The sequence below is a fragment of the Rhodococcus sp. C26F genome (assembly GCF_053345925.1).
In genome coordinates, this window is the sequence record NZ_JBKFBA010000067.1 from 1 (window position 1) to 14589 (window position 14589).

At 63.1% G+C, this 14589-nt stretch carries 13 protein-coding genes; 6 read left to right on the forward strand and 7 right to left on the reverse strand.

Going from position 1 to position 14589, the window contains the following annotated elements:
* The 4 genes from ACLBYD_RS29190 to ACLBYD_RS29205 form a co-directional block, all read right to left on the reverse strand.
* Positions 1–1007: MFS transporter (locus ACLBYD_RS29190; RefSeq protein WP_447819182.1), on the reverse strand; the 1007-nt coding region annotated here is incomplete at its 3' end.
* Positions 1008–1402: 395 nt separating this feature from the next.
* Positions 1403–2170: an enoyl-CoA hydratase-related protein gene (locus tag ACLBYD_RS29195; RefSeq protein WP_447819183.1), complete on the reverse strand. Its 768-nt coding sequence runs from the start codon at positions 2168–2170 to the stop codon at positions 1403–1405.
* A gap of 11 nt (positions 2171–2181) precedes the next feature.
* A complete protein-coding gene (locus ACLBYD_RS29200) occupies positions 2182–2946 on the reverse strand; it encodes a nitroreductase (protein ID WP_447819184.1) in 765 nt (254 codons plus the stop codon).
* A 73-nt stretch (positions 2947–3019) separates the two neighbouring features.
* A complete protein-coding gene (locus tag ACLBYD_RS29205) occupies positions 3020–3988 on the reverse strand; it encodes an NADPH:quinone oxidoreductase family protein (RefSeq protein ID WP_447819185.1) in 969 nt (322 codons plus the stop codon).
* Positions 3989–4117: 129 nt separating this feature from the next.
* Between ACLBYD_RS29205 and ACLBYD_RS29210 the strand changes: the two genes are divergently transcribed.
* A complete protein-coding gene (locus ACLBYD_RS29210) occupies positions 4118–4729 on the forward strand; it encodes an acyl-CoA-like ligand-binding transcription factor (RefSeq protein WP_447819186.1) in 612 nt (203 codons plus the stop codon).
* A gap of 40 nt (positions 4730–4769) precedes the next feature.
* Here ACLBYD_RS29210 and ACLBYD_RS29215 read toward each other — a convergent pair whose 3' ends face one another.
* Positions 4770–5429 carry a TetR/AcrR family transcriptional regulator gene (locus ACLBYD_RS29215; RefSeq protein ID WP_447819187.1) on the reverse strand — a complete coding sequence of 220 codons (660 nt, stop codon included), beginning with the start codon at positions 5427–5429 and terminating at the stop codon, positions 4770–4772.
* Positions 5430–5560: 131 nt separating this feature from the next.
* Here ACLBYD_RS29215 and ACLBYD_RS29220 point away from each other — a divergent pair, with 131 nt between their 5' ends.
* From ACLBYD_RS29220 to ACLBYD_RS29235, 4 genes are all read left to right on the forward strand, one after another.
* Complete coding sequence (locus ACLBYD_RS29220; protein ID WP_447819188.1) at positions 5561–6523, forward strand: NAD(P)H-dependent flavin oxidoreductase; 963 nt, start codon at positions 5561–5563, stop codon at positions 6521–6523.
* Between the two features lie 39 nt (positions 6524–6562).
* Positions 6563–8143 (forward strand): AMP-binding protein, encoded by a 1581-nt coding sequence (locus ACLBYD_RS29225; RefSeq protein ID WP_447819189.1) that lies wholly within the window; start codon positions 6563–6565, stop codon positions 8141–8143.
* 110 nt (positions 8144–8253) lie between these two features.
* A complete protein-coding gene (locus ACLBYD_RS29230) occupies positions 8254–9663 on the forward strand; it encodes an MFS transporter (protein WP_447819190.1) in 1410 nt (469 codons plus the stop codon).
* A 418-nt stretch (positions 9664–10081) separates the two neighbouring features.
* Positions 10082–11488, forward strand: a complete 1407-nt coding sequence (locus ACLBYD_RS29235; protein ID WP_447819191.1) for a 4-hydroxyphenylacetate 3-hydroxylase N-terminal domain-containing protein — start codon at positions 10082–10084, stop codon at positions 11486–11488.
* A gap of 140 nt (positions 11489–11628) precedes the next feature.
* On the opposite strand, the gene ACLBYD_RS29240 is transcribed toward ACLBYD_RS29235, so the two are convergent.
* The gene (locus ACLBYD_RS29240; RefSeq protein WP_447819194.1) at positions 11629–12735 is read right to left on the reverse strand and encodes a CaiB/BaiF CoA transferase family protein; all 1107 of its coding nucleotides are present in this window, start codon (positions 12733–12735) and stop codon (positions 11629–11631) included.
* A gap of 85 nt (positions 12736–12820) precedes the next feature.
* Here ACLBYD_RS29240 and ACLBYD_RS29245 point away from each other — a divergent pair, with 85 nt between their 5' ends.
* Positions 12821–13450, forward strand: coding sequence for a TetR/AcrR family transcriptional regulator (locus tag ACLBYD_RS29245; protein ID WP_447819192.1), 630 nt, complete (start codon positions 12821–12823; stop codon positions 13448–13450).
* Positions 13451–13503: 53 nt separating this feature from the next.
* On the opposite strand, the gene ACLBYD_RS29250 is transcribed toward ACLBYD_RS29245, so the two are convergent.
* A partial coding sequence (locus tag ACLBYD_RS29250; protein ID WP_447819193.1) for a class I adenylate-forming enzyme family protein occupies positions 13504–14589 on the reverse strand: 1086 nt, incomplete at its 5' end.

A 14589-nucleotide genomic window follows, 5' to 3' on the forward strand; every position in this document is an offset into this window, starting at 1 on the left:
CCTGCGATGCCGATGCCGTAGATCAGTTTGCGACCAAATCGGTCCGACAGGTAGGCCGTCGTCGGGACGATGGGGATCATCACCAGCGCGCCCATGAGGACCCAGAAGAGCACTTCGGAGCGGGCCATTCCGAGATTGGTGGTGGCGACCTGCACGCTGCCGGTCATCGTGATGTAGAACATCGCGATACCGACGAGGTAGGTGCCGCCGGCCAGGAGCAGCGTGCCGCCGTTGTGACGGATGACCTCCAGGATCGGGGACCTGCGCTTGGCCGGTGCGGTGCCCAGCTTGGCCTCGGCCTCCTGGAATTCTGGGGTTTCCTCCAGGTATCGGTGAATGGCAAATCCGACGACCAGCATCAGCAGGCTCCCCCAGAACGGCACCCGCCATCCCCAGGACATGAATGCATCTGGCGAAACGGCCCATGTCATGGCCAGGAAGACCCCATTGCCCAGAACCATGCCGATCGGGATTCCGAGCTGCGCGAAGCTACCGAAGAATCCACGCCGGTTGGGCGGTGCGTACTCAGCGACGATAAGCACGGCGCCACCCCACTGTCCCCCGACTGCCAGGCCCTGCAACAGACGCAGACAGACGAGCATCGCGGGTGCGAGCCACACGATGGAGGTGTTGGGCACGCATCCGACCAGGGTGGTCGAGAGCCCCATCAGCAGGATCGACAGCACTAGGATCGGCTTTCTGCCGTACTTGTCACCGAAGTGGCCGGCGACGATTCCGCCGATGGGACGTGCGACGAATCCGAGGGCAACGGTGGCGAAGGAGTTCATCGCCGCGACGACTTCGCTATCGGTGGCAAAGAAGGTCTTGTTGAACACGAGCGCGGCGGCGGTCGCGTAAATGTAGAAGTCGTACCACTCAAGCGACGTCGACAGCGTGGCTGCGATCGCTGCCTTCCTGACGGCACGAGGACCGCCAGCATCCGATGAGGCTCGACCGGTCGTGGGCCTTTGCCCAGACGGTTCCGCCGATGTGACGTTCACGTTCATGCTTTCCTCCGTAGCGCAACAACTGGTCTTTAGTTGCCGTGTGCCAGAACCCTGGGAAACCGAAGGCACTGAAGACCGAACGGATCCCCCTGGGGCGGATGACGATCAGAGTGAATGATTTTGGTCACTGGTGACGTTTCCATCTCCACGGAAGGACGTCTCCTGTTAGCCGCGAACAAGGTGACGCCGACGGTCACAACTTCTCGCGAAAGTGACTCGCATCATATCCCCGTGATCCACGTTACAGCTTGCGGGAGTGGCATGTCAACGCGAAAACTACTGCGTCCCTTCGGTATTACACAGAAAAGCACCGGCTACCGCCGGTCCGGACCCCTGAATCACAGAGCCTCGGACCGGCGGTAACCGGTGCGATCTTGATGATGGTCTGGCGTGGTCTAGTTGCCCTGCCATCGAGCAGGTCGCTTCTCACGGAACGAGAGAAGACCCTCTTGAAAGTCGTTGGAGTTCCGGATTTTCGCTTCGGCCTCCGCGGTAATCTCCCATCCGCGCTCGTCACCTTCACGAACGAGAAGATCGACAGCACGGAGGGTCGCCTGAACTGCCACGGGGGCGTTCGAGGCAATCTGTTCTGCAAGAGCGATCGCGGCCTGCTCCGCCGTGCCGTCGTCGACGATCTCGTTGACGAACCCATGGTTGTGAGCTCGCTCCGCCGTGATGGGTGCGCCGGTCAACAGCATCTGCTTCACGATGTTCAGCGGCAGTGGATAGCGAGCACGAAACAAGGCTCCTGCGTTGGCTACGACCGCGTGGGTCACCTCGGGGAGCCCGAATCGCGCCGATCGACCGGCGACGACCAGATCCGACGCGAGCGTCAGTTCGAGGCCACCACCGTAGGCAAATCCTTCGACGGCCGCGACAAGTGGCTTGGTTCGGAACCGACCGACCACGCCGTACTTTCCGCCCCGGACCGTAGGATCACCTGGGCCTTTGACCAGATCGGTTCCCGCACAGAAATTCTCATTTCCTCCACTGAGTACCCCGCACCAGATGTCCGGATTGTCGTCGAGTTCATCGAAGGCGGCGTCGAGTGCAGCGGTCATGGCTGCATCGACAGCATTTCGCTTGGCGTGACGTTGCATACGGATCAGCAGGACACGACCAAGCCGTTCGGTGGCGACGCGCGGCGCCGAATCGTCGCCCACGTGCCCAACCATCAGTTGTCGATCCAGTCGACGACGTCGTCAATGGCGGCGCGGGTCGTCCGATAACTGTTCGAGAGGTGCTCCTCGTCCGGATACCCGAAGGAGATCCCGCACACGATAGTGCGGTCGGGCCCGAGGCCTAGTTCCTTTCTGAGTACGTTCGGGTACATCGCGAGCGCTGCCTGGGCAACGGTGCCTACTCCATGTGCAGCAGCGGCCGTAAGAAAGTTAGCCACGTAGCCACCGCAGTCAACGGCTCCGTAGGGTCCGAGCGCCTCGTCGGTGTGGATGATCGCGACGTGCGGAGCGCCGAAGAACTTGAAGTTCTGTAGAACCTGCTCGTGCTGACGTGCACGATCCTTGCGCTCGATGCCCAACGCGTTGTAGAGCTGGAAGCCGCTCTCGCGGCGACGATCAAGGTGCACACCGCGATACTCGCGGGGGAACGGGATGTCGGTGTCTTCCGAGACCCCGTTGACAGCTGCCGTGTGCACGGCATCGCGTAGGCGCTCAGTACCTGCACCCCGAGTGATGGCCACCTTCCAGGACTGACTATTACACCAGGACGCGGTCAGCTGGGCGGTGCGGAGGATGCGCCGGATCGTGTCCTGGGGTACCGGCTCGGGCTTGAAGGCACGGTAGCTGACCCGAACCGCGAGAAGGTGCTCGAGTGTGGTCGCCGCGTCCGCCGGTAGTTCTGCCGATCGCCGCTCCCTTACGACGTCTCGGGTGTCTGTGCTGACCACGGTGGGCCTTTCTGTCGAGCCGTGTCGCACGACACGGCCATCCGAATGAGTACACAGGAAGTGAGGTGCGGGTGTCGCTTGTGCTTCCTCGACACCCAACCGATCAGCGCAGTTTCAGCGCGACCTTGCCTGTCGCGGAACGCTCGCCGAGCGACTGCAGAGCAGCGACTGCGTCCTCCAACTCGTAGAGCGTGGGCTCGGGGACGGTGAGGGCACCCGAGGCCAGGAGCGGCGACAGCGCGTCCCATTGCCGAACCAGGTAGGAAGGGTCGTCGCGGATGAACTCGCCCCAGCCGACACCGACCACCGAGATGTTCTTGAGCAGCAACCGATTCACCTTGACAGTCGGAATGCTCCCACCGGTGAAACCGAGGACCAGCGCACGACCGCCTGCAGCCAGGCTGCGGAGACTGTCGGTGAACCGATCTCCGCCGACCGGGTCGACGACGATATCGACACCACGGCCGCCAGTTATCTCGAGGACACGGTCTTTGAAGCCGTCCACCGCGACGGTGTGGGTGGCACCATTTTCCTTTGCAACGGCTGCCTTTTCCTCGTTGCTGACGACGGCAATCGTTTCGAGTCCTAGGGCCGCAGCAACGTGAAGCGTTGCGGTCCCGATACCGCCGGCGGCTCCGTGCACGAGCACCGTCTCCCCTGTGGTGGCACGCCCCCGCTCAGTGAGTGCGAAATGAACCGTCAGGTAGTTCAGGACGAATCCCGATGCTGCGGTAAGCGAAACCGCGTCAGGGAGGGCGAACGCGTAGCCAACGGGCACCGCGACGCTCTGCTGCCACGAGCCCGACAGAGCGAGCACCGCCACGCGCTGTCCCTCGGCCAGGCCGCTGCCTGCCGGAGCCGAGCGGACGATCCCGGCTCCCTCGACGCCGAGGACACAGGGCAGCGTCTGGACCATCTGGTAGCTACCCGTGGTCTGCAACAGATCCGGAAACGAGACTCCGGCGGCGTGCAGATCCACGACGACCTGGTCTTCGGGTTGGCCGAGCTCCGGAAGATCGGCGACACGAAGTCCGGACGGTCCGACGGATTCGACCAGCTGTACTGCTTTCATCACTTCTCCGAGTTGCGCGTAGGGACGAGACGACGTCGCAAGTGGTCTACCAGCTGGAACCACTCAATGCCTAGGTGGCATTCAGTGGCACGCTAGCACGAAGTGGCGGTTCTGGCTACGATGCTGGACATGAGCCCCAAAACCTCCGAACCGCTCCAGCAACGGATCAAGGACCAGATGCGGGCGGAGGTCGCCGAGACCACAATCGGACTCTTTCTCGCCAAAGGCTTCGACGAAACGACTGTCGACGAGATCTGCGACACCGTCGGGATCTCCCGCCGGACCTTTTTTCGCTACTTTCGCGGCAAAGAGGACGTCGTGGTCTCCAGGCTGAGCCGGTTGGCGGAAGCGGGTTGCGATCGCTTCGTCACATGCCCCGAGGACGAGGACTTGTGGACCGCCCTGCGGCAGAGCATGAATCCATTCGAAGAGTGGGTCCAGAGCAACCCCGCGCGAGCCCTCGCCTTGTATCGTTTGGTCGAGGAAGCTCCGGCGTTACGCGCGAGCTATCTCGACCGCGTAGACCACTGGCGGGCGAGTCTTGCCGCAGTCATCAGCGCCCGGTACGACCTCGACCCCCGCAGCGACCTGGATGTTGCCGTCATCGCCTCGGCGAGCGTCGGTGCCTACCTCGCAGCTACTCGTGCATGGGCCGCGTCGAAGGGAGCAGATTCTCTGATTAGCCTGTTCGACCGAGCTTTCAGCACCCTACGACCGGAAACCCCTCCGCTCTGGCTCTGATCGCGCTGACCGCACCGAGAACCTGAGGCGGGTCCGGCTCTCACGTCGGTTCGATCTCCAGCATTCGACGGATGAACTGCTCGGCCGCGGTGCGGGCGACGTCCAGATCGACGTACAGCGGGGTTACGAGGCACTGGGCTGCAATCCCACGGACGAGCCCAACAAGCGCAACCGCGACACCGACGGGATCGACATCGGCCCGTACGGTCCCCTCTGCTTGCCCGGACCGGATCATGCTTTCGAAGCGGCGCCGGGTGTGTTCGTCGAACTCGACGAACACCTCACGAAGGACCGACTCGTCGGGAACCGCGGCTCCCCACATGGCGTAGAAGGCGCGTGCATCGTCTTCACGGTCGCGTACCCATTCGAAATAGACCTGCACCAGAATGATCATCGATTCGAGCGGAGTTCTGCCCCGGTCCCGGAAGATGTCCTCGACGGACTGCTGCGTGTCGCGGGCAAGACGTTGCAGCAGAGCGGTTTTGGATCCGAATCGGTGGTTCACCGATCCGCGGCTGTACCCCGCTTCTTCGCCGATGTCTGCGACCGAGGTCTGGTCGACCCCTCGGCGTGCAACCAATCGGCGCGCGGCCTCCACCAACGCCCTCTCAGTGAGAGTCCTCCGCTCCTTCTGACTGCGCCGTTTCGGGGGTTCTTCCACTACTGGCTGGCCGTGAACATCGACGGCAGGGGTTGACATAGGTCACATCCTAGTAGAAACATGCTAAACGCTCGTCACATAAGTTGGTGATCACGCTCACGCGCCGCGACTGTGTGTGACCGCTTTATCAGCTGCCGATCGCGCAGCATCCCGCCGTCGAGAGGGTCGTCATGCCCGAGTCCAGGCTCCCTGTACATCTGTCGGCCCGGCTTCGGGTCCCCGCCGTTGCCGCACCCATGCTGGGTGTCTCAGGTCCCGAACTCGTGTCGGCAGCGTGCCGCGCCGGTGTCGTCGGCTCATTTCCGACCGCCAATGCGCGAACCGCCACGGAACTCGACGACTGGATCGCGACCATCGAGAACGCGATTGGCTCGGACGACGCCCCCTACGCGCCCAATCTGATCATGCGGTCTCCACGGTTCGCGGACGACCTTGCGGTACTGGTACAGCGCCGATGCGAGGTCGTGATCACCAGCGTCGGCTCCCCCGCGGCGGCCGTTGATCCACTGCACGACATCGGCGCGCTCGTCCTCGCCGACGTCGCGACCTTGGGGCATGCCCAGCGGGCAGTAGCCGCGGGAGCCGACGGGCTGGTCCTGTTGACCGCCGGAGCCGGGGGACAGACCGGCTGGATGAACCCGTTCGCATTCGTTCGCGCGGTTCGATCATTCTTCGACGGGCCGATCGTCCTTGCCGGAGGCATCTGTGACGGAGAATCACTGTTCGCTGCCCGAGTACTCGGATGCGACCTCGGCTACTTGGGAACGAGCTTCCTCGCCACAGAGGAAAGCCGGGCCGCCCTCGCCCACAAGCAAATGGTCGCCGACAGCACCCTCGACGACATCGTCCTGACCCGCGCGTTCACAGGGCTCCCGGCCAGCATGCTGCGCGACTCGATCGAGGCGGCCGGGCTCGACCCGTCGACGCTCGACGAAACGGTCACACCTGAATCGGCCACGAAGCTGTTCGGAAGCGGAGCCGAAGGCCCCCGGAGGTGGTCGCAGATCTGGAGCGCGGGCCACTCGGTGTCCGGAGTCGACCGGATCATGACCACCGAGAATCTCGTGTCCCAGCTCGCTGCCGAGTACGCCGGAGCGGCCCGCCGAACTTACGGCGGCGCCACGGTCCACTGACGCTACAACCAATCCGATCGAACGTCCCGGAGAACACTGATGACTCAACCTTCCACCCTGCCCGGTCCTGCCACGCACAGCACACTCGACCTGTCGCCTGGCCCGACCGCCGGCACCCTCGTACTACGGGTGCTTCGCCGATACCCGAACCGCATCGCCTTTACCGACGCCACCAAGCAACTTTCTTACGCAGGCGCTGCCGACCTCATCGGCCGCTTCCAACACGTCCTCTCGGCACACGGACTGCGCCGCGGAGACCGTGTGGCGTTCCTCTCCGGGAACTCCGCTGAAGCATGGTGCCTGTCGGTCGCCGCCCACGCTAGCGGCATGGTGGTGTCGTGGCTGCACCCCATGGGATCACTACCGGACCACTTGTTCCAACTGGCGGATCTCGATGCGGCCGCATGCATCGTCGACCTGACCCGGCACGTCGAGCGAGCGCACCAATTGGCGGAACAGGCCGGGGACGTTCCGGTGTTCGGATTTGGCTCGACCGACGTCGGCCCTGACCTTCTCGCTGAAGCGGGAAAGGTCGGGGCCACCAGCGCGCACGACCTCGCTCGGCCCGAGGATATCGCGATCATCAACTACACCGGCGGAACGACCGGTCGACCGAAAGGCGCTGTCCGACGACACACAGGCTTCGCCCACCAGATGTTGATCGGATCCCTGCTCGACTTCGAGATCCCCTTCGACGCACGCTATCTGGCGGTCGCTCCGATCACGCATGTAACCGGCACGAAAGTACTCCCGGTACTGTCCCGCGGGGGAACCGTGCACCTCGAAGACGGATTCGACCCCCAGCGCGTTCTCGACGTGATTGCGCGCGAACGCATTTCCGTATCACTCATGGTTCCGACAATGATCTATTCGCTGCTCGATCACCCCGATCTCGACCGCACCGACCTGAGCTCGCTGGAGCTTCTCCTCTACGGCGCATCGCCGATGTCAGGAAGTCGGCTCGACGAGGGAATCGATCGCCTGGGCCCGGTCTTTTCCCAGTTGTACGGACAGACCGAGTGCTATCCGATTTCCGTGCTTCGGCGTGGTGAGCACGCCGACCCCGAGCTCCGCGGATCGTGCGGAATTCCGATCTCGACGGTGCACACGACCCTACTCGACGCAGAGGGGAACACGGTCCCGGACGGTGAGTCCGGTGAGCTGTGTGTGCGCGGTCCCTCAGTGATGGACGAGTACTGGCGTCGACCCGAGCTCACCGAAGAAGCGTTCAGGCACGGCTGGTTGCACACCGGTGACGTCGCCCGACGCATCGGCGAGCACGGCCACCTGGCGATCGTCGATCGAACCAAGGACCTCATCATCAGCGGAGGATTCAACGTCTACCCTCGCGAGGTCGAAGACGCCCTCACCAGCCACGATGCGGTGTCGGCCGCGGCGGTGTTCGGGGTCGCCGACGAACGGTGGGGTGAGGCAGTCACCGCAGTCGTCGTTCTCCGACCCGACGCGCGCGTGAGCCCCGATGAGCTGAGAACCCACGTACGCAGCCTCAAAGGACCGGTCCAGACACCTAAATCTGTCCGCATCGTCGACACGATGCCTTCCACCGCGGTCGGCAAGATCGACAAGAGAGCACTGAGCCAGCAGTGGCTGTCGTCGTGAGCTGTCGCCCTGCCACCGCCGCTCGGTGACCCGACGCGGCGCACGCTGCTCGGCGCGATTCGTTTGCCCCCATCCCGTTCTCCCAATCCCTTGCCCGAAAGGCGACTGCCATGTCCCTTCCTACGTCTGCCCCGACACTGGCGGAACGGCTCAACCGATTGCCAGTCCTCACTCGCCAACACAAGACCTGGGCCATCCTGATCACCGCCCTTCTGATCTTCGAGATGGCCGACCTTAATGCCTTCGCCTATGTTGCGCCGACGCTGCGTAGCCAGTGGGGCATCTCGGTGGACCAGGTTGCCTGGATCAGTGCCAGCGCCTTCCTTGGCATGGCGGTCGGTTCACTCGTAGGCGGTCTGCTTGCCGACAAGTTCGGCCGTAAGCAACTTTTGGTGATCGGCACCGCCTTCTACTCCGTGCTGTCCATTCTGTCGGCAACATCGAGCGGGCCCCTCGAACTGGGCATGTACCGGTTCTTCATCGGCGCTGGCCTCTACGCCGTGACCGTCGCCGCGCTCACCTATGTTTCCGAGATGTTCCCCCGCACCCACCGTGGCAAGGTCCAAGCCCTCCTCGCTGCGGTCGCTTTCCTCGGAATTCCTGCCATGTCGCTGTTCAGTCGGTGGGTGATCCCGCAGTCCGACAGTGGCTGGCGTTGGGTCTTCGTCTTCGGCGGCGCGGGACTGTTCATCGCCGTCCTGGCGGCCAAGATGCTGCCGGAATCGATTCGCTGGCGTGAACAGCACGGCAAGGACACGGAAGCTGCAGCTCAACTCGTATCGGACATCGAAGTCGAGTCGAGCCGCACTGTCGGCGGTCCTCTCCCCGAGCCGACCTCCGATCCCGTCGTTGTGGCGGGCAAGGCTGCCGATCTGATCCGTGGCGGCTACCTCAAGCGGACGCTCGTCATGTCCGCCGCCCTGATCTTCGCCACATCCGCGTTCTACGGGTTCAACTCGTGGTTGCCGCTTCTCCTGACCGAACACGGCTTCTCCACATCCAGCAGCCTCACTTACACCACCGTGGTTGCGTTCGCGGCATTCCCCGGCGCCCTCCTTGCCAGTGTCCTCATCGAACGGTTCGAACGCCGCACGACTGCAATGACCGTGCTTCTCGTCTGCGCACTCTTTCTCGTGCTTATCGGGACGACCGATTCGAACACACTCTTCCTGATCTCGGGCGTGATGGTCAGCTTGCTGCTCTACTGCTTCACCGCCATCATGTACGCATACATGCCGGAGATCTTTCCCACGTCGCTGCGGGCACTGGGCACCGGCATTCCGAACAGCTTCGGCCGCATCGCAACCGTCTTCTGCATGTTCGTCGTCGCCAGCATCCTGACGAACATGGGATTCACTTCGGTCTTCCTGTACCTGGCCACGTCCCTCGCCATCGCCGGCCTGATCCTAGGGTTACTGGGCGAGCGCACACGCGGACGCACCCTCGAATCCATCGCCGCAGCCACCGTGTCCACCGAGCGGTTACCGCAGCCCGTCGACGATCGCACGAGCATGCGGTGACATACCCCCTGTGCTGACCCACCGTCCGCCCAGCGACACGCTAGCGTCCGTGCGTTGATTCGGCCGCCGCTCCTTGAGGCGGCGGCCGAATCACTTTGCCTAGGACTTCCTGAAGAAGGAACGATCGTTCGGGTGGAGTGAGAGATTGCATCCGTCGCGGCCTCCCGGTCCTGGATCTCTATATCCCTTATTTACTAGACTTTTCCCGCATGCACATTGACGCAAGGCGTTCCCTCGCTTACCGTCAGGACGGTTACCCGAACGTTCGCTCGGGTGATATACCGAGAAGGGTAGACGTCGGCTTCGAAGCTGAGATCTTGAACCGCCACGCCGCGAGTGCAAGTCTTCGCGCACCCGAGAAGCCCCTTACCGCACGCCTCCGGCCGGGTCTCCGGCCACGAATGAAGGAGTCCAAGAAATGAGCCTGCGTACTGGCGACGAGTTCCGGAAGGGACTGGCAGACGGCCGGCGCGTCTTCTACCGCGGTCGGCGCATTCACGACGTGCTCGGCGAACCCGAGTTGGCTCTCGCGGTCGATCACTCGGCGCTCTGCTACGACATCGCCGCCGACCGTCCCGACCTGGCGGTCACCGAGGTGAACGGCGAGCAGGTCAGCACGTTCTACGTGGCTCCCGCCAATGCCGAGGATCTGATCCGGCGCGGCGCCTTGATCGAGGAGGTCTCCCGGCGCGGCGGCGGCACGATCGTCCTCAAAGAGGTGGGGAGCGACGCTTTGTTCGCGCTGCTGCGCGCGACCGAGGGCGAGGGCCTTAAGAACGCGCGCGCGTTCTACGACAGGGTGTGCCGGGAGGACCTGGCGCTGGCCGTTGCGCAGACCGACGTCAAGGGTGACCGGTCCCTGGCTCCGCGTCAGCAGGCGGACCCGGACCTGTATCTCCACATCGTCGACGAGGACGACGAGTCGATCACGGTCCGCGGCGCCAAGTGCCACACCTCCTTCTCCGCGAACGCCGATGAGTTGATCGTTCTGCCCACCCGCGCCATGGGCCCGGATGACGCCGACTATGCAGTCTCGTTCGCGATTCCGATCGACACCCCTGGCCTGAACCTGTACGTCTCCCCCTACGCGGCGGGCGAACGCAACAGCTTTGAGTTCCCGCTCTCGACCAAGCACAAGCTGCTCGAATCGTTGACTGTCTTCGACAACGTACGTGTCCCGAAGGACCGCGTCTTCCTCAATCGTCGACCCGAACTGGCTGGACCCCTGGCGTTAGCGTTTGTCGACTATCACCGCTTCACCGCCATCAACTACAAACTTCCCCTCCTCGACATCATGGTCGGTGCGGCGTCGTTGATCGCCGAGGCCAACGGCATCAGCAAGGCCGGCCACGTCAAGGGCAAGCTCACCGAGCTGATCACCTGGAGCGAGACCGTTCGCGGTCTGGCCCAGCTCTCGGCTGTGCGTTCACTGCCCGGAGCGCACGGTGTGCAGCAGCCTGATCCGCTGGCCGTCAATATGGCGAAGTACCATTTCGCACACGGCTTCCACAACGCCGTGGCCATCCTGACGGATCTGTCCGGTGGCCTGCTCGCGACCGGGCCTGGCGGCGAGGACTGGGACAACCCGGAGATCCGGTCGGTACTGGAAAAGTACTACGCGGCAGCGGTGCCGGCCGAGAAGCGGCTCCGTCTGCTCAACTTCATCGGCGACCTGACCGCACGTGACTACGGCGGCTACCAGTCCGTCCTCGCCACGCATGCCGAAGGTTCCCTCGAAGCGGAGAAGCTGCAGATCTCTCGGTCGTTCGATCCCACTCGAGCACGCGCCTACGTCAGCAGACTCGCCGGTATCGACGCGCTGTGATCCATGCCCGGTGAGCTCGCGATGACGAGCTCACCGGGCCTGGTTACGCGCGTTCCCGGAGTGCTTTCGGCTGCCCTGACAGGGCCGTCCGTTCCGAGTTCGTCGTCTCACCTTCGATTGCCGACCAGCGTATGCGGACATCAGTCCCAGTCGGCCAGTACTACGTCCGGCGTGACCTGCGGACTGCATGCCGACGAGATCGTTCCCGGGGTGCGGGAGAAGCGCGGCGCGGGCGACGCCTGTTGAACTCCTTCGTGCATGGTCCACGTCCCGCGGTGTCCCAGGTGGTCGTCGTCCAGGGCCTCTTCCCAGGTCAGAACGGGCGTGACACACGCCTCGGAGCCCGAAAACACTCGAGCCCAATAGTCACGGGTGCGGGTGGCGAAAACTGCGGCGAATCGCTCGCCCATTCGGGCCCATCCTGACGTGTCCATCTGCTCACCGAACTCGGAGGCTTCGAGGTCCAGCCCGTCGAGGAGGGCGGCGTAGAACTGGGATTCCAGGGCTCCGACCGCGATGAACCTGCCGTCGGAGCAGCGATAGGTGCGATAGAAGGGCGCACCGCCGTCGATCAGGTTGGCCTCTCGCTCGTCGGACCACGCACCCATCCCTCTAAGCGCCATGATCATGTGGGAATTGAGGGCGGTCCCGTCAACCATTGCGGCGTCGACCACCTGCCCGGCGTGAGACACCTGACGTTCGTACAGCGCTGCCAGCACCCCGAGTAGCAAAAGCATCGAACCGCCACCGAAGTCGCCCACAAGATTCAATGGCGGCATCGGCACGGCGTCGCGCGGTCCCATGGCATTCAGCGCCCCGGTGACCGCAATGTAGTTGATGTCGTGACCGGGCAAAGATGCCCGGGGGCCGGTCTGACCCCATCCCGTCATGCGGCCGTACACGAGGCGAGGATTACGAGCCAGACAGACGTCCGGACCGACGCCGAGACGCTCCATCACTCCGGGTCGCAGTCCCTCGAGCAATACGTCCGCATGTTCCACCACGCGGAGAAGTTCGTCGCGATCGGGATCCGACTTCAGGTTCAATGCCAACGACCGGCGACCACGCAAGCTGACGTCCACGTCACCCGGCCCCCCGAAGGTCAATCCTCGCACTTCTGCCGGACGATCGACTCGGACGACGTCGGCTCCCAGATCAGCCAAAATCATCGCTGCATGAGGCGTCGGGCCCAACCCCGCAATTTCCAGTACTTTCAGACCCGCCAGCGGACCAGAAGACACGGCAATTCCTTTCTGAGAGCGAATTTCGACTAAGTTCACTTTACATCGGTGTAAAGCCGGGCCATGTTATGCACTGGTGTAAAGTTCAGGCGTGCGCGATACTCGACAGCACATCCTGGAGACGTCCGCCACCGTCTTCTCCAGGATGGGATACACGCAGGCGACCATCGGCGACATCGCCGAAGCCGCGGGTGTGACGCGGCCGACGGTGTACGCCCACTTCACGTCGAAGGACGACGTCTTTCGGGCGCTCGCAGAGTCGGTTCGTGAGGAATTCCTGCAGATTCAGAACCTGCCCCCGGAGACGCCTCACGACGAGGTGCTCCGCACCACTTTGACCAACTGGCTCGACAGCTACGTGCGCAACCTGGGGATTCTCACTGTCATGTCCCATCAGGCGATCGTCGATCCGCAAGTCGCCTCGCTTTGGGAGAGTATCCATTCCGAGGTGAACCAGCGCCACCGACGATTTCTCGAACGGCTTGTCGAGGAAGGAAAGGCGCAACCCAGTATCGCGATCGACGATCTGGTCGAAGTGATCACAGGAGTGGTGATGCGTTTCGCCGAACTGATCGTTCGACGACCCAAGGAGCGCAATCGTCTGCGCCGGGAGATCGTGCGAGTTCACATCGCACTCAGTGGAATTCAGGGTGTCGAAGAGAATGCGGACTCATCGTCGAACACAATCCATCCTCCAAAGGGTGCGACCTCACTCACATAACGTCGCTCACTGAAGGGAGGTCCGCAGGTTACGCGCCCTCCCTTCAGCGAGGGTCAGACGACCGCAGTGCCCAGCACTCGATCACGCAACACTCGCTTGAGCAACTTTCCCGAGGCGTTCTTCGGCAGCTCCTCGACGAAGTGGAACGCGCGCGGGATCTTGTACTTCGCCAATCGGGTGCCACAGAGCGCTTTCAGTTCCTCAGGTGTCGCCGCTTCTCCCGAACGCACCACAACGTAGGCGGTGACGGTTTCGCCCCACTTGTCATCCGGGAGGCCGATGACCGCCGCTTCGATTACCGACGGATGGCTGACGATTGCCGATTCGATTTCAGTGGGGAATATGTTGACTCCACCGGAGATGATCATGTCCTTCGACCGGTCCACGACGTAGAGATAGCCCTCCTCATCGAGGTATCCCAGGTCGCCACTGGTGATCCACTCACCCCGAAATGCGGCATTCGTCGCGTCAGGATCTTTGAAGTACTTCGCCCCAAGCGCCGGCCCCCGCTTGTAGATCTCACCCACCTCACGGCACGGGAGCTCGACACCGGACGGATCCAGGATCCGCAGTTCGCAGCCGGACCAGGCCTGTCCGACCGATCTTACCTTCCGCAGTTGATCGGCCGGCTTGAGCACACTGTAGAAGCCGGCTTCGGTCGCCCCGTAGTATTCGAACAATCCCGCGGAGGAGAAGTACGCAAGAAGCGCCTCTTTCGTCGGGGTCAGCAACGGCGCGGCGGCGGAGACTAATCCGCGCATGGAGGACACGTCGAAGTGTTCCTTGCCCTCGACCTCGAGCATCATCGTGTACATCGTCGGCGCCATCGGCGTAAACGTGACCTTCTCGCTCTCGATCAGCGCGAGCGCACCGCGAGCATCGAAGTTGCGTTGCATCACAACTGTGCCGCCGACCATCAATTGCTGCAGTGCCCAAACGAATCCAAGTCCGTGATAGAACGGTCCTGCAATCAACATCGTGTCGTCCTCGCGGACTCCTACCTCCACGGTGATGTCGTACCAATTCTGTCTGGCCAGTCGTTGCGGTACCTCGCATGCTTTCGGGGGGCCGGTCGTGCCGCCAGTGAACGCTAGTGCCGCACCCGTGAACCTTTGCCCGTTCTGGCCGACACGCCGACC

Excerpts from the sequence above, each read along its gene's own strand:
- ACLBYD_RS29205 (WP_447819185.1), bottom strand. The coding sequence starts at position 3,988 with ATGAAAGCAGTACAGCTGGTCGAATCCGTCGGACCGTCCGGACTTCGT.
- ACLBYD_RS29210 (WP_447819186.1), top strand. The coding sequence starts at position 4,118 with ATGAGCCCCAAAACCTCCGAACCGCTCCAGCAACGGATCAAGGACCAG.
- ACLBYD_RS29215 (WP_447819187.1), bottom strand. The coding sequence starts at position 5,429 with ATGTCAACCCCTGCCGTCGATGTTCACGGCCAGCCAGTAGTGGAAGAA.
- ACLBYD_RS29220 (WP_447819188.1), top strand. The coding sequence starts at position 5,561 with ATGCCCGAGTCCAGGCTCCCTGTACATCTGTCGGCCCGGCTTCGGGTC.
- ACLBYD_RS29225 (WP_447819189.1), top strand. The coding sequence starts at position 6,563 with ATGACTCAACCTTCCACCCTGCCCGGTCCTGCCACGCACAGCACACTC.
- ACLBYD_RS29230 (WP_447819190.1), top strand. The coding sequence starts at position 8,254 with ATGTCCCTTCCTACGTCTGCCCCGACACTGGCGGAACGGCTCAACCGA.
- ACLBYD_RS29235 (WP_447819191.1), top strand. The coding sequence starts at position 10,082 with ATGAGCCTGCGTACTGGCGACGAGTTCCGGAAGGGACTGGCAGACGGC.